19 protein-coding genes and 3 pseudogenes are annotated in these 18,474 nt (G+C 68.9%); 9 read left to right on the top strand and 13 right to left on the bottom strand.

The window, feature by feature from the left end; translation table 11 throughout:
* Positions 1-11: 11 nt before the first annotated feature.
* Positions 12-1,589 carry an aldehyde dehydrogenase (NADP(+)) gene (locus OG878_RS40670; protein WP_328891737.1) on the bottom strand — a complete coding sequence of 526 codons (1,578 nt, stop codon included), beginning with the start codon at positions 1,587-1,589 and terminating at the stop codon, positions 12-14.
* Positions 1,586-2,215: an isochorismatase family cysteine hydrolase gene (locus OG878_RS40665; RefSeq protein ID WP_328891736.1), complete on the bottom strand. Its 630-nt coding sequence runs from the start codon at positions 2,213-2,215 to the stop codon at positions 1,586-1,588. Before OG878_RS40665 ends, OG878_RS40670 begins: the two co-directional genes overlap by 4 nt.
* Positions 2,216-2,260: 45 nt before the next feature.
* On the opposite strand from OG878_RS40665, the gene OG878_RS40660 reads away from it, so the two are divergent.
* From OG878_RS40660 to OG878_RS42560, 3 genes and pseudogenes are all read left to right on the top strand, one after another.
* Positions 2,261-2,560 (top strand): hypothetical protein, encoded by a 300-nt coding sequence (locus tag OG878_RS40660; protein ID WP_328891735.1) that lies wholly within the window; start codon positions 2,261-2,263, stop codon positions 2,558-2,560.
* 151 nt (positions 2,561-2,711) lie between these two features.
* Complete coding sequence (locus OG878_RS40655; RefSeq protein ID WP_328891734.1) at positions 2,712-3,299, top strand: TetR/AcrR family transcriptional regulator; 588 nt, start codon at positions 2,712-2,714, stop codon at positions 3,297-3,299.
* An 833-nt stretch (positions 3,300-4,132) separates the two neighbouring features.
* Positions 4,133-4,213, top strand: a pseudogene (locus tag OG878_RS42560) (DUF7639 domain-containing protein); the annotation flags it as partial.
* A gap of 331 nt (positions 4,214-4,544) precedes the next feature.
* On the opposite strand, the gene OG878_RS40645 reads toward OG878_RS42560, so the two are convergent.
* The 4 genes and pseudogenes from OG878_RS40645 to OG878_RS40630 all read right to left on the bottom strand — a co-directional run bounded on the left by OG878_RS40645 (position 4,545) and on the right by OG878_RS40630 (position 7,363).
* Entirely contained in the window at positions 4,545-4,970 is a 426-nt protein-coding gene (locus OG878_RS40645; protein ID WP_328891732.1) for a hypothetical protein, read from the bottom strand.
* 306 nt (positions 4,971-5,276) lie between these two features.
* Positions 5,277-5,522, bottom strand: a pseudogene (locus OG878_RS40640) (ISL3 family transposase); the annotation flags it as partial.
* 25 nt (positions 5,523-5,547) lie between these two features.
* On the bottom strand, positions 5,548-6,315 hold the full coding sequence (locus tag OG878_RS40635) for a hypothetical protein (protein WP_328891731.1): 768 nt from the start codon (positions 6,313-6,315) through the stop codon (positions 5,548-5,550).
* 586 nt (positions 6,316-6,901) lie between these two features.
* Entirely contained in the window at positions 6,902-7,363 is a 462-nt protein-coding gene (locus tag OG878_RS40630; RefSeq protein WP_328891730.1) for an MmyB family transcriptional regulator, read from the bottom strand.
* 246 nt (positions 7,364-7,609) lie between these two features.
* On the opposite strand from OG878_RS40630, the gene OG878_RS40625 reads away from it, so the two are divergent.
* Positions 7,610-9,691 (top strand): NPCBM/NEW2 domain-containing protein, encoded by a 2,082-nt coding sequence (locus OG878_RS40625; RefSeq protein ID WP_328891729.1) that lies wholly within the window; start codon positions 7,610-7,612, stop codon positions 9,689-9,691.
* Between the two features lie 131 nt (positions 9,692-9,822).
* Here the strand turns inward: OG878_RS40625 and OG878_RS40620 are convergent, their stop codons facing one another.
* The 4 genes from OG878_RS40620 to OG878_RS40610 all read right to left on the bottom strand — a co-directional run bounded on the left by OG878_RS40620 (position 9,823) and on the right by OG878_RS40610 (position 11,611).
* Positions 9,823-10,053, bottom strand: coding sequence for a hypothetical protein (locus OG878_RS40620; protein ID WP_328891728.1), 231 nt, complete (start codon positions 10,051-10,053; stop codon positions 9,823-9,825).
* 125 nt (positions 10,054-10,178) lie between these two features.
* The gene (locus OG878_RS40615; RefSeq protein ID WP_328891727.1) at positions 10,179-10,841 is read right to left on the bottom strand and encodes a Type 1 glutamine amidotransferase-like domain-containing protein; all 663 of its coding nucleotides are present in this window, start codon (positions 10,839-10,841) and stop codon (positions 10,179-10,181) included.
* A gap of 233 nt (positions 10,842-11,074) precedes the next feature.
* Complete coding sequence (locus tag OG878_RS42555) at positions 11,075-11,221, bottom strand: DUF6221 family protein (protein ID WP_443049315.1); 147 nt, start codon at positions 11,219-11,221, stop codon at positions 11,075-11,077.
* 39 nt (positions 11,222-11,260) lie between these two features.
* Entirely contained in the window at positions 11,261-11,611 is a 351-nt protein-coding gene (locus OG878_RS40610; RefSeq protein WP_326624003.1) for a winged helix-turn-helix transcriptional regulator, read from the bottom strand.
* A gap of 64 nt (positions 11,612-11,675) precedes the next feature.
* Between OG878_RS40610 and OG878_RS40605 the strand changes: the two genes are divergently transcribed.
* The 4 genes and pseudogenes from OG878_RS40605 to OG878_RS40590 all read left to right on the top strand — a co-directional run.
* Entirely contained in the window at positions 11,676-12,575 is a 900-nt protein-coding gene (locus OG878_RS40605) for an LLM class flavin-dependent oxidoreductase (protein ID WP_328891726.1), read from the top strand.
* The gene (locus OG878_RS40600; RefSeq protein WP_328891725.1) at positions 12,572-13,882 is read left to right on the top strand and encodes an FAD-binding oxidoreductase; all 1,311 of its coding nucleotides are present in this window, start codon (positions 12,572-12,574) and stop codon (positions 13,880-13,882) included. The genes OG878_RS40605 and OG878_RS40600 overlap by 4 nt, the downstream gene beginning before the upstream one ends.
* Before the next feature lie 87 nt (positions 13,883-13,969).
* Positions 13,970-14,620, top strand: coding sequence for an FMN-dependent NADH-azoreductase (locus tag OG878_RS40595; RefSeq protein WP_326816230.1), 651 nt, complete (start codon positions 13,970-13,972; stop codon positions 14,618-14,620).
* Positions 14,621-14,709: 89 nt separating this feature from the next.
* A pseudogene (locus OG878_RS40590) lies at positions 14,710-14,887 on the top strand (IS5/IS1182 family transposase); the annotation flags it as partial.
* Between the two features lie 94 nt (positions 14,888-14,981).
* Here the strand turns inward: OG878_RS40590 and OG878_RS40585 are convergent.
* The 3 genes from OG878_RS40585 to OG878_RS40575 all read right to left on the bottom strand — a co-directional run bounded on the left by OG878_RS40585 (position 14,982) and on the right by OG878_RS40575 (position 17,600).
* Positions 14,982-16,001 (bottom strand): zinc-dependent alcohol dehydrogenase family protein, encoded by a 1,020-nt coding sequence (locus OG878_RS40585; RefSeq protein ID WP_328891724.1) that lies wholly within the window; start codon positions 15,999-16,001, stop codon positions 14,982-14,984.
* A gap of 88 nt (positions 16,002-16,089) precedes the next feature.
* Complete coding sequence (locus OG878_RS40580; RefSeq protein WP_326623997.1) at positions 16,090-16,677, bottom strand: TetR/AcrR family transcriptional regulator; 588 nt, start codon at positions 16,675-16,677, stop codon at positions 16,090-16,092.
* A gap of 326 nt (positions 16,678-17,003) precedes the next feature.
* A complete protein-coding gene (locus OG878_RS40575; protein WP_328891723.1) occupies positions 17,004-17,600 on the bottom strand; it encodes a TetR/AcrR family transcriptional regulator in 597 nt (198 codons plus the stop codon).
* Between the two features lie 240 nt (positions 17,601-17,840).
* On the opposite strand from OG878_RS40575, the gene OG878_RS40570 reads away from it, so the two are divergent.
* A complete protein-coding gene (locus tag OG878_RS40570; RefSeq protein ID WP_328891722.1) occupies positions 17,841-18,443 on the top strand; it encodes a nuclear transport factor 2 family protein in 603 nt (200 codons plus the stop codon).
* Positions 18,444-18,474 lie beyond the last annotated feature (31 nt).

Here is an 18,474-nt window from a genome sequence, read left to right as displayed (position 1 = left end):
CGGGACGAGCGTCAGGGCCGGCTGAGTTCGCCGTCGACGAGGCGCCAAAGATGCAGGAGGTTGGCCTCGCGCAGGGACTCGGGCAGCAGTTCGTCGGGGAAGTTCTGGTAGGCGACAGGACGCAGGAATCTTTCGATCGCGCTCATTCCGACCGAGGTGAAGCGGGAGTCCGAAGTGGCCGGGAATGGGCCTGTGTGGACGGACGCGTAGGTCACCTCCTGCGGGATCGAGAAGGCATTGATGACGATCCGGCCGGTGCGGCGCTCCAGGATCGGCAGGAGCCATTCGGCGGCGGCGTGGTCGCTCTCTTCGGCGTGGACGGTGGCCGAGAGCTGCCCACGGAAGGCGCGGGCCGCTTCGTGAAGTTGCTCCAGACCGGTCAGCCGGACCAGCAGGATGGCCGGGCCGAAGACCTCCTCGCGCAGGGTGGGTTCGGCCAGTAGTTGTTCCCCGGTGACCTCGTACAGCAGGGACTGGCCGTCCCATGCGCGGATCGGAGCCGGGCCTGCGGCGATCCGGGTGGCGCCGCGTTCCTGCATGCGCTGCGCGTTGCGGGTGTAGGCGTCGTGGATGCCGGGCGTGAGCATGGTGCGCGCGGCGACCTTTTCCACCTCGGCTCTCGCTGCGTCCCGCATCTCCTGGAAGCCGGGTCCGTCGACGGCGAGGAGGATGGCCGGCTTCAGGCAGGCCTGTCCGACGTTGTACATGGCGCGCTGGACCAGGCCGCCGCCGATCTCGGCGCCGCGGGCTGCCAGGGCGGCGGGCAGGACGAAGGTCGGGTTGACGCTGGTCATCTCGGTGAACACGGGGATGGGGTCGGGACGCTGCTGGGCCCGTCGGTACAGGGCCATGCCACCGCCCTCGGAACCGGTGAAGGTGACCGCCCGGACCAGGGGGTGGTCCACGAGTGCCTCGCCGATCTCGTTGTCGGCGCCCCGGATCAGCGAGAAGACGCCTTCGTGCAGTCCCGCCTCGGCGACGGCCTGCTGGATGACGCGGCCCTGGATCTCGGAGGCACCGGGGTGGGCGTTGTGGGCCTTGAGGACGACGGGGCAGCCGGCGGCCAGGGCGGAGGCGGTGTCGCCGCCTGCGACGGAGTAGGAGATCGGGAAGTTGCTGGCACCGAAGATCACCACGGGGCCGAGGGCCACCTTCTGCATCCGGTGGTCCATGCGCGGTCCGGGTCGGCGGTCCGGTTGCGCGGGGTCGATGGCCGTCTGGAGGAAGCGACCCTGACGGACGACGGTGGCGAACTTGCGGAACACGCCCGCCGTCCGCACGGCCTCGCTCTCGAGCTGGGCAGCGGGCAGGCCGGTCTCCAGTGACGTTCGGGCGGCGAGCTCCTCCTTGACCGCCTCGAGCTTCTCCGCGATGAGGTCGAGGAAGGCGGCCCGCTCGGCGAGGTCGGTGTGGCTGTAGCTGTCGAAGGCCTCGTCAGCCAGGCGCAGTGCGCAGTCGACCTCGGCCGCGCCGCCGAAGGCGAACTCGGGCTCGATGGGCTCGTTCGTGGCAGGGTTGAGCGCCGTCATTGTCCCAGCGGTGGCGGGCACGCGGGCCGCACCGATCAGCAGTTCTCCGGTCAGTGTCATGCGTGCGCTCCCTTGAAAGCGGCGGTGAGCTCGTCCGTGGAGACGATGGCGTGGGCGTAGGTGGGGCCGTTCAGCTCGTGGGCGGCGTGCAGCATCTCGGGGAGGAACGCCGCGGTGGCGTCACGGACCAGCGTCACGTGGTAGCCGAGCTCCATGGCGAAACGGCCGGTGGACTCGATACAGGTGTTCGCCAGCAGGCCGACGACCGCGACGTGGGTGATGCCGTGCTGCTTGAGCTGAAAATCGAGGTCGGTGTTGGCGAAGCCGCTCTGCGCCCAGTGCTCCTGGACCACGATGTCACCGGGCTGCGGCTGGAAGTCCGGATGGAACTCACCGCCCCAGGTCCCGCGCGCGAAGCTGTGACGCTCCATGATGGTGCGCTGGGTGGGGTTGGGGTGGTCCCACGTCTCGTAGTCACCCGGCTCCCAGCGGCGATGCGGAACGAACACCACGCGTACGCCGGTCGTACGGGCGGAGCTGACCACGCGGCTCAGGTGGTCCAGCAGGCCGACCTCGTTAGCCACGGGCTCCAGACGCGGCCAGATCTTGCCGCCCTCGGACAGAAAGTCGTTGTAGGGGTCGACCAGCAGGACCGCCGTATGGCGCGGGTCGTAGGTCTTGGACACGGTATCTCCTCGGTTCGAAGGCGCTCGCCATCTCAAAATAGGATTATGTTAATAATCCTGAAAGTCAAAAGTGCCAGCTCAGATCGCCTTTTCCTGTCGCTGGAGTCGCTTGGCGGCATCCGCAACCCGGCTCGTGCTCCACCCGCCACGAGGGGCGGCGCGGCCACGCAAGGCGTCAGTCGGCTGTCGACCTCGGTCGTCGGTGTGATCTGGGAGAGATTGGACCTCGCGCCGCGACTGCAGGACACCTTCGAGCTGTCCGCCGATCCGCAGTGCGTCGACGAGGTCGCCGATGTGGGCGGGCCGTGCCACGGCCCGCCCGAAAAGGCGGTGGCGCCGACGTGAACGTCCACATCCAGGCGCTGGACCGGTTCCGGCCGGGATTTCCGATGGGCAAGTGCGAGCAGCTCAAGCCGCCGATGTAGATGCTTGTGTATGATGGCCAACATCCAGTTGTCGGGCGTGCAGGCGCCGCTTCTCGAAGGGAAGGCCGAAGATGGGTCACTCACAGGCGGAGAAGACGGCATCTCGCGAGCGCGTGCTGCGCATCGCGGCCCGCAAGGTCCGCACGGAGGGCGTGACCCGTCCCGGCATCGCGGACCTGATGAAGGAGGCGGGGCTCACGCACGGCGGCTTCTACAAGCACTTCGCCTCCCGCGACGACCTGATCGCCCAGGCCGCGGCCCTGGCTCTGGCGGAGGGCTCGGCGAAGATGGAGCGGGCCGCGCGCAAGAACAAGCAGCAGCCGCGAAGCGGCCTCATCGATACCTATCTCGCCAAGCAGCACCGTGATGCGCCCGGCACGGGATGCGCCCTGGTCACCCTTGGCGCCGCCGCCGGGCGCAGCGACCAGCCTTTCAAAGCCGCCTACGAGAAGCAGGTCCGTGGATACCTGGATCTGATCGCCGGCCTCGGCGACGACGAGGAGGCACAGGCCGAGGCGATGCTCACCCTCAGCGCCCTGGTCGGCGCGCTGCTCATCTCCAGGGCCGTAGCCGACCCGGAATTCTCCGACGAAATTCTGGAGGCAGTCGCCGAACAGTTGAAGCGACACGGGCCGGAAGCCGCGTGGCCTGCTGCCTGATCCCGAATCCACCGGCTTGATTGGCGAGTGATGGTTTCGGGTGCTGCCGGCTGATACCTGCGTCGGAGGCCGTTGCCCTTCCGATCTTGAACGGTTCCGTCGAACGGGAATTGCGATCGGGTGATGGTGGCCGAGGTCCATGCCCCGTCACCGAAGCTGCCGCGACAGGCGGCGACGTGCAGCACATCATCCACGTCACCGCCGTGATGCGGGGGTGGGTGTTCGGTTCTCTTTTGGGCGGGCGGCGTCTGTCCGCTCTGCTGGAACGTCCACGGGCCCGCTGGCAGCGGTTACCTCGCAGCGGATTGGTCCCCGGAAGTCCTGTGCAGTGTTGTGGAAACCGCACTTGGCGCACCAGTGTGTCGCCCGACTCGGCCGCCCATCGCAGGCCTCGACGACCCAGCCTCTCACTGGGGTCGCCCAGCCCACGGTGCCCAGCACCAGGGGGACCTGGCCATCTTGTACATCGTGTGTGGAGGAGGACCTGGCCGGCTTGCTGCCGCTCCACCAGGCCGTGGCCGAGCGCGTCCCGGCGGAGTTGACGGCTGCGCTTGGCACACTCGGCGTTCCCGTCGCGGCCGGTGGAGCAGGCCCGCATGCTCCGGGAGGAACTCGTCGGCCACCTGCGGGATTTGTGGTCCGCTGACACCAGAGGGATTTCTTCTGGAAGTCGCTGATCGCATCGAAGCACTCAATGAGCGACCAGCTGCCGGGCAACGTTGCTGGGCTGCGATCCGACGCTTTCAGCAGGAGCCGGCCGAGTCCAACCGAGCACTTCTCCGGCGGCATATCTGGCGGTTCCGCCGCATCTTCGGATCTACGTCCTCGGAGATATGGACCGCCAGGACCGTCCCTTGCGGATCCTGCTCACGAGCATCGGTGAGGTTGTCGACGGCGATGGTCCGGTAGTGACAGCGGAGATGCATCAGGACGTCCTGGATTGCTTCAGCCGCGGAGATCAGGGAGACCGGAGCGAGCAGGAGCGGCGAGCCATCCAGCATGCCGACGATCCTGGCTACCAAGATCGTGCCCGCTGTAGGGGTGGTGCGCCGGGTGGTGTGGTAGAGCAACGCCGCCCTGTGAAGATCGTCTCGGCACGCAACTCCTTCGGATGCGGGCCCGCTCACACAGGTCCTTCCCGGAAGCAGAAACGCCACGCCTGGATGCTGCCCCAGGTCTACCCGCAACTGACCATGATGGCGTTGGCACACCGCGTCGCGGCCGCGGGAGCCGTTCGGGCCGGGTTCAGCAGTCGTAGCGGTGGGTGTACGGGGTGTCCGGGCAGACGCGACAGACGAAGAAATACACGCCGCCGATGTCTCCCAGGCCCATGTTGTGTCCGAACGCGTCGAGGGTGGCGGGGTCCGCCTCGGCCCGCCAAGACGGGGTCGCGGCCTGGTCCTGGCTGGGGTTCCGGTCGTCCAGGGGGAGCCAGCGACCCGTGCCCGGTTCAGTCGCGGTGGCGCTGAGCAGGTGTTCCATGCGTGTGCCGCAGCCCGCGCAGTCGGGCCAGTCCGGCGGCTGGGTCCACCCCGGGTAGCCGCCGACCTTGCTCTGCTGCGTGGTGGCTACCTCGAAGTAGTCGAATCCGCGTTCCTCCTGCAGGGCCTCGAACCGCTCGTCGAGCAGCTCGCTGAGCCCCTCCGGAAGGTCCCAGTTCGGATACTCCACGGCCGGTGCGGGTGACACCGTGCACGGGCGGGGCAGGTAGTCCTCCTCCGCGGTGTGCGGGCGGGGCGGTTGCCCGGCAGCGGCGTCGGCGCAGTGCTATCCGTCCGCTCAGGAGCACCGCCTCATCTGGCGCGGCCCCTACATCAAGGGCCCAGCTGATGGGCCCCTCATGCTGGGCGAGAAGGTGTACGTGGCTGACCACTGACGGGGTCGGGCAGGCTGACGAACCTTCGCGCAGCACGGTTCCGCCCCGCGGGCACGGGGCTTTCGGCCAACCTGCGGACTGCGCCGCGCACGTTGCTGGTGTCAGGTCCTCTCCACTGCGGCAGACAGGTTCTGCAGCAGGTGCCACCTGTCGGCGACTTCGAGGGAGCTGGGGGCGGCTTCCTTGATCGCCTTGGCGTAGGCGGTGGCACGGTCGCGGCAGATGATCTCCGCACCGCGATGCTCCTTGAGCCAGGCCGCGATTGTCTCCGAGGTGCGGTCGGGCAGCACGTCCACGACCCGGCCGGCCTCGACGTCGACCAGGACCGTGCAGTAGGTGCAGCCCTTGCCGAAGGCGAACTATGAGGCCCGGTCACCCGAAGGCCGGGGTGCCGTCGGCTGTGTCGGTGGAGCGCAGCAGGCGCAGGAACGCCTTCACGCCCGCGATGATTTCCTGGTTGTCGGTGAGGCGGTTCACCGTGGACTCGAACTCCCTGCCCAGCGCGGCGATCCTGCGGTTAGCCTCCTCGGTCCGCTCGTACGTGCTCATGGCCAGCGCGTCCACGGTGCGGCGCAGTTCGCCGAGGGCTCGGTACTGTTCCTCCGCCTTCTCCTCCAGAACCCGCGTCCCGGCCTCGGCGCGGTTCAGCCGGGCGTGCAGCTCAACGACGTCGTCCCGCGGATACGTGACGTCCTTCAGGAGGGTGCCCAGGCGCCGCCGGAGCTGGCCGAAGTAAGCGCTGGCCGGACGGAAGAAGGTGCTCAGCAGGAAGAATGCGGCGAACCAGTAACCCGTGAACTCGCCCGTCGCCCAGGTGACCGCGAAGACAACGGCTGCCGTCAGGACGTGACCCGCGACCGCCGCCCGGAGCATCGTGCGGGCGATGCGCGCGGCCTCGGCATCCCGGGCCGGGGAGACCTCCATGCCCTTCTCACGGCTTACCGCGATCTCGGCGAGCACCGCATGCGCGCGGAAGTACAGGTTCCAGGGCAGCGTGAGCAAGAGCAGCAGCCATAGAAGGCTCAGCACGCCCGCCCCGACGGCGAATACCACTGCGGGCGGTGTCCCCACCACGTATGCGAAGACCAGCGCTGCGGCCGCGGCCACGACTGCTACCACCGTCCCCAGAAATCTGCCCATGCCCCCGCCTTCCGGTACGCCGACACAGCCCATGGTCCCTGGCGCGGTGCGGGTGGGCATGAGTAGGCGTACTCAGTGGAGTGTGCGGCGCGGCAGTGTTCGCCAGCAAGGCGGCGGCCAGGGGTAGAGCTGCAGACGATTTCATGCGGAATGCGCAAGTCCAGGATTCCTCGAACCGTGCGCTTTCGCCTTCGACGGACTGACTGAAGGTCTCGGGTAGAGATCAGTTGCGGCAGCCCTACCGTGAGCGCGGCTGTGCGACATTTTCCGAAGCGGCCGCATTCGCGGCCGCTTTCGTCAACCCTCCTCTGAGTGGCACTGCCCCGGGCACTTGGAATCCCAGTAGCGAGGCCTGGCTGTAGAGCCCGCCCCAGATCGACTCGGGATGCCCCGTACCGGATCGAGCAGGGTGCTGGGGGCGGCCAGAGAGACGGTGACCGCGCCGATGAGCGCCTCGGTGGTCTCGCGCACCACTGGTGAAGCGTCGGTATTCGGGAGCTGGGGTATTCCTCCGCGAAGTGACTCGCCGATCCCGTGGGAGACATCGACTTCCCACGGCAGGTGAACGACGCAGGTGAGACCCGGCTCAGGCCCCGGGACCGGCCGGATGGGGGTCCGGTGCGGAGCCGGTCGCGGGCGCGTTCCAGCTGCTGAGGATGCGCAGGGACTCGGCTGTGGCGGAGCCCGGCTCGGGGAGGTAGACGCACAGCGTCTGGTTCTCGTCGCCGGGCGGCTGCAGCGACTCGTACGAGAAGTGCAGGTCGCCGACGACCGGGTGCCGGTAGTGCGTGGTCCCGTGGTTGCGGCGCACCACGCGGTGGTCGTTCCACCAGATGCTGAACTCCGTGGACTTGAGGGTCAGTTCGCCGATCAGGTCGGCCAGCTTGCGGTCCTGCGGGCAGTAGCCCGCCTCCAGGCGCAGCATGGCGACGATCTCGCACGCGATCTGCTCCCAGTCGCCGGTGCGCTCGCGGGCCTCGGGGTCGAGCGGGTAGTAGCGGGCGAGGTTACGCCGCGAGGCGGGCAGCGCCATCTCCTCAGGGGCCACACCTGATACAAGCTCACGCGGTATCCGGCAGACGGCAGTCGGGGTACCTCACGAAGCTCTCCTAGTAACTCCTAATTTAGGAATTATTATTGACACGCGCCGGTAACCGCTGCAAGATCCTGGAAACCGACCGCAGGCGCGCGGGCATTGACTGGTCCGAAGGCCGACCACCGCACCCTCCACGAGGGAGCGGTACCTCAGACTCACGACCAGGACGGGTCGGCACGCCTGATCGAAGGATCCGATGTGAAACGACATCTCACCGTCCTCCTCGCTCTCCTGACCGGCTTGCTGGTCGTGGCAGCACCCGCCCACGCCGGGCCGGCGCCCGGCACTGCCGCCGTCACGGCGCCGGCACCTCAGCAGGTGCTGAGCCCGACGCCGTACATGGGCTGGAACACCTACTACGCGCTGGGTGGCGATCCGACCGAGGCCGAGGTCAAGTCAGTAGCCGACTTCCTGGTCAGCAGCGGTCTGCGCGACGCCGGCTACCAGTACGTCTGGATCGACGGCAATTGGGCGGCGCCGACCCCGCGTAGCTCGGCCGGCGACTTGGTGGCCAACCCCGACCAGTTTCCGAACGGGCTGAAGCCGCTGGTCGACTACATCCACGCCAAGGGCCTGAAGGCCGGCATCTACACCGACGCCGGCCCGTACATCCCGGGCAAGTGCGGACTCGGCAGCCACGGCTACTATCAGCGCGACGCGGACCAGTTCGCCGCCTGGGAGTTCGACGCGGTCAAGGTGGACTACCTCTGCGGGATCGCCGCGGACCTCGACCCGAAGACCGTCTACACCGAATTCGCGCAGGCGTTGCGGAACAACGCCAGCGGGCGCCCCATGATCTTCAACCTCTGCAACCCGGTGACCTCCCCGGACTGGGGCAACTACCCGCAGGAGCAGCAGTCGACGTACTCCTGGACCTACGCGCCGGCGATCGCGCAGTCCTGGCGGACGTACACGGATGTGGGTTTCGTCGGCGAGATCAAGTTCAAGGACGTGCTGCGGAACTACGACGCGAACGCGCGGCACCCCGAGGCCGCCGGGCCGGGGCACTTCAACGACCCGGACTACCTGGGACCTGAGCTGGGGATGACCGACGAGGAGTTCCGTACCCAGATGACGCTCTGGTCGGTGGCGGCCGCGCCGCTGCTGATCGGCAGCGACGTCCGTAAGCTCAGCCAGACCTCGCTCGGCATTCTCGCGGACCCCGATGTACTCGCGATCAACCAGGACACCGCCGGCATCCAGGCCGTCCGCGTCGGCCCCGCCGGTACGACGGAGACCTGGGTGAAGCGGCTGGCCAACGGTGACCGTGCCGTGATGCTGCTGAACCGGGGCGACAGCCCAACGACCCTGACCACGAAGGCGTCGTCGGTCGGGCTGTCCGGGGATCGGTTCACCCTGAAGAACGCCTGGACCAACCAGGTCACCGAGAGCGCCGGCACTATCAGTGCCGCCGTCCCGGCCCACGGCGCGGCCCTGTTCCGGGTCGGCCCGGCCACGGGCAAGCCCGGTGTTCCGCACGTCGTCGCCGGCCTGCCGCAGGTGACGCAGGTCGGCGGCGACGCGGTGCCGGCCGGGGCCGCCCCGCTGGTCGCCGGCGGCGACCAGGCCCGGGTCGAGGTCACCGTCCGTAACGACGGTGCGCAGCCGGTCTTCGCGCCGCAGGTTGAGCTGACGGTGCCCGCCGGCTGGACGGCCGATCCGCTCGGCAAAGCGCCGAAGCTGCTGGGCTCCAACCATTCCGCGACCTTCGCCTTCACGGTGACCCTGCCGGCCACCGCCGCGCCGGGCAGCGCCGCGCTGACCGGCAAGACGTCGTACAAGGTGATCGGCAAGGGACGCCTGCGGCAGGAGACGGCCACGTCGGTAGTCGTCGCACCGGCAGCGCCGGACGGCGACGTCGTACTGTCGCACCACAAGTGGATCAGCGCCACCAGCGGGTGGATGAGCCCGACGGTCGACCTGAGCGTCGGTGGCTCGTCGCCGATCAGCATGCTCGGCCAGGTCCACCCGACCGGTATCGGGGTCGCCTCACCCTCCGCGGTCCGCTACTACCTCGGCGACAAGTGCAGCCGGCTGACCGCGACCGTCGGCATCGACGATGCGGTGCGCAACGTCGGCCCGGACGGCGGCACGTCGACCTTCCAGGTGATCGGCGACGGCCGGGTGCTGTTCGACAGCGGTGTGCTGACCCGCGACGACACCCGCCAGGCCGACATCGACCTGACCGGCGTCCGCGTGCTCGACCTGGTGGTCGGCGACGGCGGCGACGGCGGCTACAACGACCGCGCCAACTGGGCCGGTCTGAACGCCACCTGCTGATTCGGCTCGGCCGCACGCAGGTGACACCTCACCTGGGTGCGGCCGATTCGCCAAGACTTTGAGACGCCGTCGCGCGGTTACGCGCCACGGCGTCGTGATGTTGGGCCGGCCCGCATGGGGAGCGGACGGCGTCAGGCGCGCCGCAGCACAACGAGTTCGGGGCCCTCGATGACTATGAGGTCGCATTCCCTGAGCCCGATGCGGACCTGGGAGTAGAACGTCGGTGAAGCCACATGCAGCATCGGGAAGATCACGAATTCACGTGGCGTCCCTGTCCGCCTCGTGGTGATCACAGCAGATCGGACGGCATGCCCGGTCACCTCGATGATCTGCATGATTCCGGGCCGCGATCGGTTCGTCATTGCCGAGCAGGGCGGAGGGGCCCTGCACTTCAAGGTGCTGGCGATCTTCATGAGTCTTCCAGCTGGGAAGTGCTGCAAGGCGACAAGGTCACGTCCAACGGCGCGACGTCACGAATGCCGGGTGGCTATGACCCGAATTTCGTCCATTGCCCTTCGGAGACCACCTCGACGAGGCCGTCGACGACCTTGATGGCCGTCTGTTCGTCGATGGCGTAGGCCGGAACGCCGATGTCGGCGGCCCACCGCTCCGCGTCAGCCAGGGTGTTCTGCGGGAAAGCGTCCAGGTGCGGGAAGATCGAGAAGTCGACGACTCCCAGGGTGCGGTCGTCCGGCGCGGACGGCCACTCGACGAAGTACGCTCCGATCCGGGGCGTCATCACCATGCTTCCGGCGCTCACTCCCACCCAGACCGTGTCGGGCAGCGAAGGCAGCAGATCGGCCAGCCCGGACTCCCGCATCCAGTGGCACAGGTACGTCGCGTCGCCGCCGTCGACCAGGAGCACATCGGCCTCCCGGATCCAGGGGACCCATCGCTCCGCGCCGATGGTGGGCAGTGCGGTGAGCTCCAGGACACCGAGCGACGCCCAGCCCAGGCCGGACAGGTGCTGCCACTCGGGCTCGGCGGCTACGAAGCCCCGCGCCGATGTCGGACCGCACATCGGGTGACCCCACTGTGCCGTCGGGACGCAGAGGGCGCGGCACTCGGCGATCGGCTTGCCAAGAAGCTGCACGAGCGCCGAGTTGATGCTTGGGTTCGTGACGCCGCCTGACGTCAGCAAGAGCTTCAAGGTGCCTCCAATTTCGCGCGCGGAAGGTGGCTGTACCTGAAGACCCGGGACCGTGCCGGGACTCATCGCAGTTTGGGCAACCTCTTCAGAGGGTCTCTCAGATCGCCGCGCGCGATTGCCCACTAGAAGATCTTGCTCGGGCCGCCCGGCTCATATCGGATTGCCCCTAATGCCAATCGGGTTGAACCGGTGCAAGCCGGGCGCGGTTTCAAGATCTTCAGTGGTTTTCTAGGCTAGAGCCTGTTTCCTTGAGGCTTCCAGGGGCGCCATTCCCGGCGGTAGGCGGGGTGTTCGGCGTACGACTGCGCGAGGACGCGGATCGCATAGGTGAGGCCCTGTCGAACCCAAAGACGCGCTCGCCGAAGACCTGGGCGCCTCAGAGCCGACAGAATGAGTGCGCGCGCCTCCTTAGCCGGAGGCTACGTCGACGACGGAACCCGCCCCGAGCCCCTGGGCCCTGAGCGGTGCATGCTCCACTGCGCGAGCGGCAGCAGGGCGTCCACAAGTGCCTGGCCGTCCGGGGACAGCTGATAGCGGACTTGTACGGGCGTAGAGGGTATGACGGTGCGCTCGATGAGGCCCGCGGCCTCGAGTTCTTTCAGGCGCTGGGAGAGCAGCCGGTCGGAGATGCCGTCGATCATCGTCCGGTACTCACCGAAGCGCCGGGCTCCACGGTCGGCGGCCTGCAGTACCGAACCCGTCCAGCGGCGTCCGATCAGTTCGAGGGTGCCTTCGAAGCTCGGGCAGGTGTCGTCATGAATGGAGCTCACTTACAAAAGATTAGCACCTTACCCACCGCTTTGCCGGTGGGGCGGTCCGGCGCACCGTAGACGCATGACCGACTACGGACGCCCACTCTCCTTCGGAGTGAACCTCGATCCCTCCGCCGGGGCCTGGGCGCAGACCCGGCGCCTCGCGCGGACGGCGGAGGACTCGGGCCTGGACTACCTCGCCGTCCAGGACCACCCCTACCAGCCCGGCCACCTCGACGCTTGGACCCTGATCACGCATCTGTCCGCGGCCACCGACCGCATCTCCTTCCTCACCGACGTCGTCGACCTGCAGTTGCGTCCGCCGGTGATGCTCGCCAAGGCCGCCGCGTCGCTGAGCGTGCTCACCGACGGACGGATCCAGCTCGGTGTCGGCGGGGGCGGCATCCCCGATGCCATCGCCTCGATGGGCGGACCGGCGCGACGCGGACAGGACATGGTGGCATTCGCCGAGGAGTCCCTGGGGCTCCTGCGCGCGGCCCTGTCCGGGGGCGTCGTACGACTGCACAGCCAGTACCACGCCGTCGGCGGTTACCGCGCCGGACCGGTGTCCCCGAAGCCCGTCGAGCTCTGGCTCGGCGCCCAGAAGCCGCAGATGCTCGCCGTCGCCGGCCGGTTGGCCGACGGCTGGATCTCTCCGCTGAACATCTACGTCCCGCCGCAGGAGGTGCCCTCGCGTCAGCGGATCATCGACGAGGCGGTCGCCGACGCAGGCCGCGACCCGAGGACGCTCCGGCGCGTCTACAACGTGACCGGCGTGATCGGCGACCACGCGGACGGACCCGGGCTCGTCGGCGATGTGCGGCGGTGGACAGACACACTCGCCGAGTGGGCCGAGGAACTCGGCTTCGACACCTTCGTCTTCTGGCCCGCCACTGACCCCGAGCAGCAGCTCGCGCTCTTCGCCGCCGAGGTCGTGCCCGCAGTACGCGAGCGCGTCGGCGCTCTCCGGAGCAGGCGATGAACGGCACCCTCTCCACCGTGCCGACCGAGCTCGCCGGCAAGCTGGTCATGCCCGACGACCGCCGCTACCGGCTGCTCCGTTCCACCTACACCACCGTGGGCCACCCAGCCGCCGTCGTCCTGCCCGAGTCCGCGGGCGATGTCGCGGCGGCGCTGCGGCTCGCGCGGGAGACGGGGCTTCGGGTGGCCGTTCGCAGCGGCGGGCACGGCCTGTCCGGCAGCGGCACCAACAACGGCGGGCTCGTCATTGACCTGAGCGCGCTGCACCGAGTCGACGTCCTCGACCGCGGTTCCCGTCTGGTCCGTGTCGAGGCGGGCGCCCGCTGGGCCCAGGTCGCCCAGGCGCTCGCCCCGCACAGGCTCGCCATCAGTTCGGGCGACCACGGCAACGTCGGGGTCGGAGGCATCGCCACCGGGGGCGGCGTCGGATGGCTCGTACGGCAGTACGGACTCACCGTCGACCACATCCGCGCCGTCGAGCTCGTCCTGCCCGACGGATCGGCCGTGCGCGCCGATGCCGAGGCCGAGCCTGACCTGCTGTGGGTGATGCGCGGGGCCGGCGCGGGTGCCGGGATCGCGGTGGCCTTCGAGATCGAGGCCATGGATCTTCGTGACGTCGGTTACGCGCAGCTGGTCGTGGCGGTGGACCCGGCCGGGGAGACGCTGCGGCGCTGGGAGGCCGTCATGGCACGGGCGCCGCGCGAGCTGTCGACGGCGGTGATGCTGTCCTCGCAGGGCGCCGCCACCGCCGCGTTCATCAGCGCTGTCGTGGCCTCGGACAGCCCGTCAGTCATCCGCGACGCCATCGAACCGCTGCTCGGCATCGGTGACGTAATGGCCCAGCAGGCCCATGTCATCTCCTACACAGAGCTGGTCCCACCGCTCCACCTGCACACCAACACCGGGCAGATGCCCTCCAGCACGACCAACGGACTGCTCACCGACATGACTCCGGATGCCGCCCGTGTCCTGGTCGCGGCGTCGGCCGCCCCCGACCCGGTCCTGGTCCAGCTGCGTTCGCTCGGCGGCGCGGTCCACGACCCCGCCCCCTCTGCCATGGCCTTCACACACCGCCATCAGAACACCCTCGTCATCGCCTCGGCGTTCCCGCCGGACGACCGCGCCACGCTGGCCGCCGCCTGGGCGCCCCTCGCCCCACACACCGACGGCGTCTACGTGAACTTCGAGAGCAATCCCGACAAGACGACGTTCTCACGCGCCTACCCCGGACCGACCGGCACCCGCGTCACCGACCTGTGGAAGCGCTACGACCCCGACGGTGTCCTGCGCCCCCGGCCGCCGGCCTGACCGCCGGCCCCATCGACTCACCGACCACGAGCCCCACGGCACCCGCCGCAGGCGCCCGCCCTGTCACCCCCCTACTGGAGACAAACCATGGCCACGTTGCTGCACATCGACTCCTCCGTGTTCCCGGGCGGCGCCTCCGCCTCCCGCGCCGTTACGGAGACCTTCCGCAAGACCTGGGAAGAGCAACACCCGGAGAGCACGGTGATCTACCGCGACCTCTCCGTCGCCCCCGTCCCGCATATCACCGCCGCCGCACACACCGCGGGCTTCGCCGATCCGAACGCCCACACGCCCGAGCAGGCCGCCGCCTTCGCTGAACGCCTCCAGCTGATCGAGGAACTGGAGCAGGCAGACGCGGTGCTGATCGGCGCGCCGATGTACAACTACTCGATCCCGTCGACCCTCAAGGCATGGCTGGACAACGTGATCCTCCACGGCCGCACCTCTGGCGAGAACCCCTCTGCCAAGGGCACCCCGGTCACCGTCGTCGCCAGCCGCGGCGGCTCCTACGCGCCCGGCACCCCGAAGGAGCCCTACGAGTACGTGCAGAACTACCTGACGGCGACCCTCGCCGACATGCTCGCCCTCGACCTCGACTTCATCGTTCCGGAACTCACCATGGCCCCGCACAACCCGGCCATGGCCGAACTGGTGCCGCTCTTCGAAACCTCCCGCGACCGCGCCCTGCAGGACGCGGCCACCAAGGCCAAGGCCCTCGCCGAACGCCTCGCCGCGTAAACATGGGAGCGCCGTGCGCATCCCTGCCGCCAGGGCATCGCGCGGCGTCCTCGATTCGCCCCGACAGCGTCCACGGGAGTGAAGGTCGTCTCGACGCCGACACCCGGCTCAGCGTCGCCGCCGCTCGGCCGGCGGCGGGTAACCACAACGACTGCAAAGTGGGAACAGGCCGGCACCAAGCACGCCGTCGGCCGGGCCACAGTCATCGCGGACGGCGGCTGCCGGAGCACCGGTCTGGTCATCCCGCACTGTCGCGAGCGGGCCAGGCCGAACTCCCGGCCAGTTCGGGCTGTTGGCGCAGGCACGCGGGGCGTCCGAGCGGCGTCCACATATGTCCGGTCGCCGCCTGAACCGGAAACGGTCACTCCGCGACGTCGATGATGATCTTGCCCGCGGCGGATCCGCTCTCCACCGCCTTGTGGGCCTCGGCGGCCGTATGGAGGGTGAAATGCCGGGGATCGACCATGGGCATGAGCGCCCCGGCGTCAACAAGGGCGGCCGCCTCCCGCAGAATCTCCCCGTGGTGTTCCCGGCCCCGTCCGGTCAGCATCGGCAGCAGCGTGAAGACGCCCGAGTATGTGGCCCCGCGGAACGACAGGGGCGCAATGCTGTGGGTGCCCCAACCCAGGGCGCTGACCACATGACCGGTGTAGGTGCGTACCGCGGTGAAGGAGGCGTCGAGCGTTTCGCCGCCGACGGTGTCGAAGATGATGTCGAAGCCCTCACCGCCGGTGTGCCGGGTGACGTAGTCCTCGACCGGGGTGGTGGTGTAGTCGATCGGCGTTGCTCCAAGGCGGGCGATGGTCTCCAGGCTGCGGGCTGATCCGGTTGCGAAGACCTTGGCTCCCCGCGCCCGGGCGATCTGAATGGCCACATGCCCGATGCCGCCGGCTCCGCCGTGGACGAGGACCCGCTGACCGGTCTTCACCTGCGCCCGGTCCACCAGACCCTCCCAGGCCGTGATGACGGTCAGCGGCAGTGCTGCCGCCTCCCGCGGGCTCAAGGAGACGGGCTGGTGCGCAAGCAGCCGGGCGTCGACGGCCGCGTACTCGGCCAGCGAGCCCTGCAGCTCGCCGACGCCGCCGGTGAGCCCGTACACCTCGTCGCCCGGGGTGAAGCCGGTGACCTCGGGACCGACGGCCTCGACCACGCCGGCCAGGTCCACTCCAAGGACGGCGGGCAGTCGGCTGCGAGCGTGGGCCGCCTTACCGGCCCGGATCTTGGTGTCCAGCGGGTTCACGCCGCTGGCCGCTACTCGCACCAGCACCTGGCCCGGCCCGGCGGCAGGGGTCGCGAGTTCGCTCAGGGTCAGCGGGCCGCCGAACTGCTCCAGCACAACCGCGCGCATGGACGCGGCCGCCGCAGGGCGGGAGGTGGTCATAGTATTCCTTTCGAACAGACAGGTCTGTTTTCTTTGGATCCGAAAATCCCTCAGGTGCCCCGAGGGGGCGCATGAGGGCCTGGAGGGGTCAGGTGGTAGGAGGCGGGCAGGAGTATTCGACCGCGAACCGTGCCGCCTCCTTGGCGGCGGCGGGTATGGCCGGGTCCTGCTCGAGCTTGCCCGCCGCCAGCGCACCGTCGACCAGCAGGGTGAGCTGCAGGGCCAGCTGGTCGGGGTCGGCAGCTCCGGCCGCCTCGGCCAGGTCGCGCACCCATGCCCGCACCGCTCGCTTGTGTTCGACGGTCACGGTGTGCGGGAGGCTCCCCGGCACGCTCTCGGCGGCGGCGTTGATGAACGGGCAGCCGTGAAATCCGTGCCGTTCGTAGGAGGCGGTGACCGCGTCGAACAGACCCACCAGCTGATCGCGGGGACTGTCACCGGCCGCCAGCGCGGCGGCCCGCAGTTTGCCGCGCCATGAGTCGTCGGTCCGCCGCAGATAGGCGGCGGCCAGTTCGTCCTTGGACGGGAAGTGCACATACAGGGTGGACTTGGCGACGCCCGAATCGGCGATGATGCGGTCGACGCCCACGCCGCGCAGCCCATGGGCGGAGAACAGCTCTTCCGCCGTCGTAAGGATGCGCTCGCGCGCCGGGAGGCGCTTGGCCGTGGCAGGCATGGCAGTTACTCGCCCCTCTCCGGGACCCCTAGGATTCGTCACCTGAAGACTAACAGACAGGTCTGTCCGATCAACCGGTCGGACGGCGTGCCTGGCTGGCGATCGAGGACCTCGCAGATACGGGGGCGGAGTGATGAGGCGGATCGCGCGGGCGCGGTCGTTCTTCAGGATGGAAAGGTTCGTTGGCCACGCCGACCCGGGAGGCGTCGGGCGCCATCGCGCCGTCCCTTCCAGATCCTCCCTCTGCGACCAGGCAGAGCCGAGGCAGTCATCACCTGTGACCCGCGGTGCTTCGCTGAAGACGCCCTGGCGCGATGCGTCGTGGATCAAGCGGTGCCCGTTCGGTCAAGGGCGCCCAGGGCCACTTCGACGGCCCCCATCAGCGAGGGCCGGTCCGGATCGATGGCACCCATCACCTTCAGCCCCTGCATGGTCACCAGGAGGAATCGGGCCAGGTCGCGGGCGCCGCGGGCGGCGGGCAGCTCCCCACTTGCCTGCGCTTCCGCGATGAGCTCGCAGAGCGCGTCCTCCAGTGAGGCGGTCGTCGAGCGCACGTGCGCGGCGGCCTTGGGGTCGTGTGCGATGCGCTCCGTCGTGGCGCCGACGATCAGGCAGGCCTGCCGGCTCCCGTCGCGCACGATCGCGTCCACGGTCCCGACCAGGACCTCGCGCAGCAGCTCGCGAGCCGGCGCCCCACCGCGCAGGAGCTCGACCAGAGGCAGCGCATACCGTTCGCGGTACCTGTCCATGGCCGCCAGGTACAGCCCCTCCTTGCTGCCGAACGCGGCATACAGCGATCCGCGACCCAAGCCGGTGGCGCTCACCAGGTCCTGAACCGACGTTCCCTCGTAGCCCCTGCGACGGAAGGCGTTCATCGCCGCCTCCACCGCCGCCTCCGTGTCGAATTCCCTGATGCGTGCCATGAACCGAAGCCTATCAGGAACGGACAGTACAAATTTTACTTCCATATGGGACATGTAAACAGAAGTTTTTTTTGACTCATCGTTCCACATACGATTCACTGAAGGCCGGCGCCCGATCGCCCTCCCGGCAACGGCGCTCCTTGGATCAGCGTCCGGCGCTCACAACGCAGGCCTGGAACTCAATGGCCGGACAAGACCTGCCGCTCCCGCCCCGAGGCACGGAGCCGAAAGGAAGACACCATGGACGAACAGGAATCCCGTAAGCCCTCCGCGTGGCGCTCCCGCGTGGCCGCCGCGGCCGCGGCGGCCACGCTGCTGGTCGGCGGCGGCGCAGGAGCGGCGGCCTGGGCCTCCCAGTCCGCGTCCGCCGAGGCGCACTCCCGTACCGCGTCGAACGCGGCCAGTGTGCAGCGACTGGCCGACATCGAGGACATCCGGCAGCTGAAGGCGCGTTACTTCCGGTCCATCGACAGCAAGCAGTGGTCGAAGCTGGCCACGCTCTTCACCGCCCACCCCACGATCGACGTCGGCGCCAAGTACAGCAGCGGCAAGGAGCTCGCCGAGAAGACGGCGGCGCTGCTCGGCGACGCCCCCAGCGCCCACCAGGGCTTCCTCCCGGAGATTCAGGTGCACGGCAACCGCGCCTCGGCAATCTGGGCGATGGAGGACTACGTGAGCTTCCCGGCCGGCTCCACCTACAGGAACGGCTTCCACGGCTACGGCGAGTACCACGACACGTACAAGCGGATCAACGGCCACTGGTACATCGACAGCACCGTGCTGTCCCGGTTCCGGGTGGACACCGTCCCCAACTGGACGCCGTCCTCCGCGCCGAAGAAGTAACAACAAGACAGACACACCCTCATGAGCCCGC

The sequence above is a fragment of the Streptomyces sp. NBC_00316 genome, from assembly GCF_036158715.1.
Classification (GTDB): domain Bacteria; phylum Actinomycetota; class Actinomycetes; order Streptomycetales; family Streptomycetaceae; genus Streptomyces.
The sequence above is the reverse complement of the archived record's forward strand: the minus strand, read 5'-3'. Positions and strand labels throughout refer to the sequence as shown.

Coding starts and splice junctions, on each gene's coding strand:
- OG878_RS40670 (WP_328891737.1), bottom strand. CDS start 1,589: ATGACACTGACCGGAGAACTGCTGATCGGTGCGGCCCGCGTGCCCGCC.
- OG878_RS40660 (WP_328891735.1), top strand. CDS start 2,261: ATGTTAATAATCCTGAAAGTCAAAAGTGCCAGCTCAGATCGCCTTTTC.
- OG878_RS40655 (WP_328891734.1), top strand. CDS start 2,712: ATGGGTCACTCACAGGCGGAGAAGACGGCATCTCGCGAGCGCGTGCTG.
- OG878_RS40635 (WP_328891731.1), bottom strand. CDS start 6,315: ATGGGCAGATTTCTGGGGACGGTGGTAGCAGTCGTGGCCGCGGCCGCA.
- OG878_RS40620 (WP_328891728.1), bottom strand. CDS start 10,053: ATGACGAACCGATCGCGGCCCGGAATCATGCAGATCATCGAGGTGACC.
- OG878_RS40605 (WP_328891726.1), top strand. CDS start 11,676: ATGACCGACTACGGACGCCCACTCTCCTTCGGAGTGAACCTCGATCCC.
- OG878_RS40600 (WP_328891725.1), top strand. CDS start 12,572: ATGAACGGCACCCTCTCCACCGTGCCGACCGAGCTCGCCGGCAAGCTG.
- OG878_RS40595 (WP_326816230.1), top strand. CDS start 13,970: ATGGCCACGTTGCTGCACATCGACTCCTCCGTGTTCCCGGGCGGCGCC.
- OG878_RS40585 (WP_328891724.1), bottom strand. CDS start 16,001: ATGACCACCTCCCGCCCTGCGGCGGCCGCGTCCATGCGCGCGGTTGTG.
- OG878_RS40580 (WP_326623997.1), bottom strand. CDS start 16,677: ATGCCTGCCACGGCCAAGCGCCTCCCGGCGCGCGAGCGCATCCTTACG.
- OG878_RS40575 (WP_328891723.1), bottom strand. CDS start 17,600: ATGGCACGCATCAGGGAATTCGACACGGAGGCGGCGGTGGAGGCGGCG.
- OG878_RS40570 (WP_328891722.1), top strand. CDS start 17,841: ATGGACGAACAGGAATCCCGTAAGCCCTCCGCGTGGCGCTCCCGCGTG.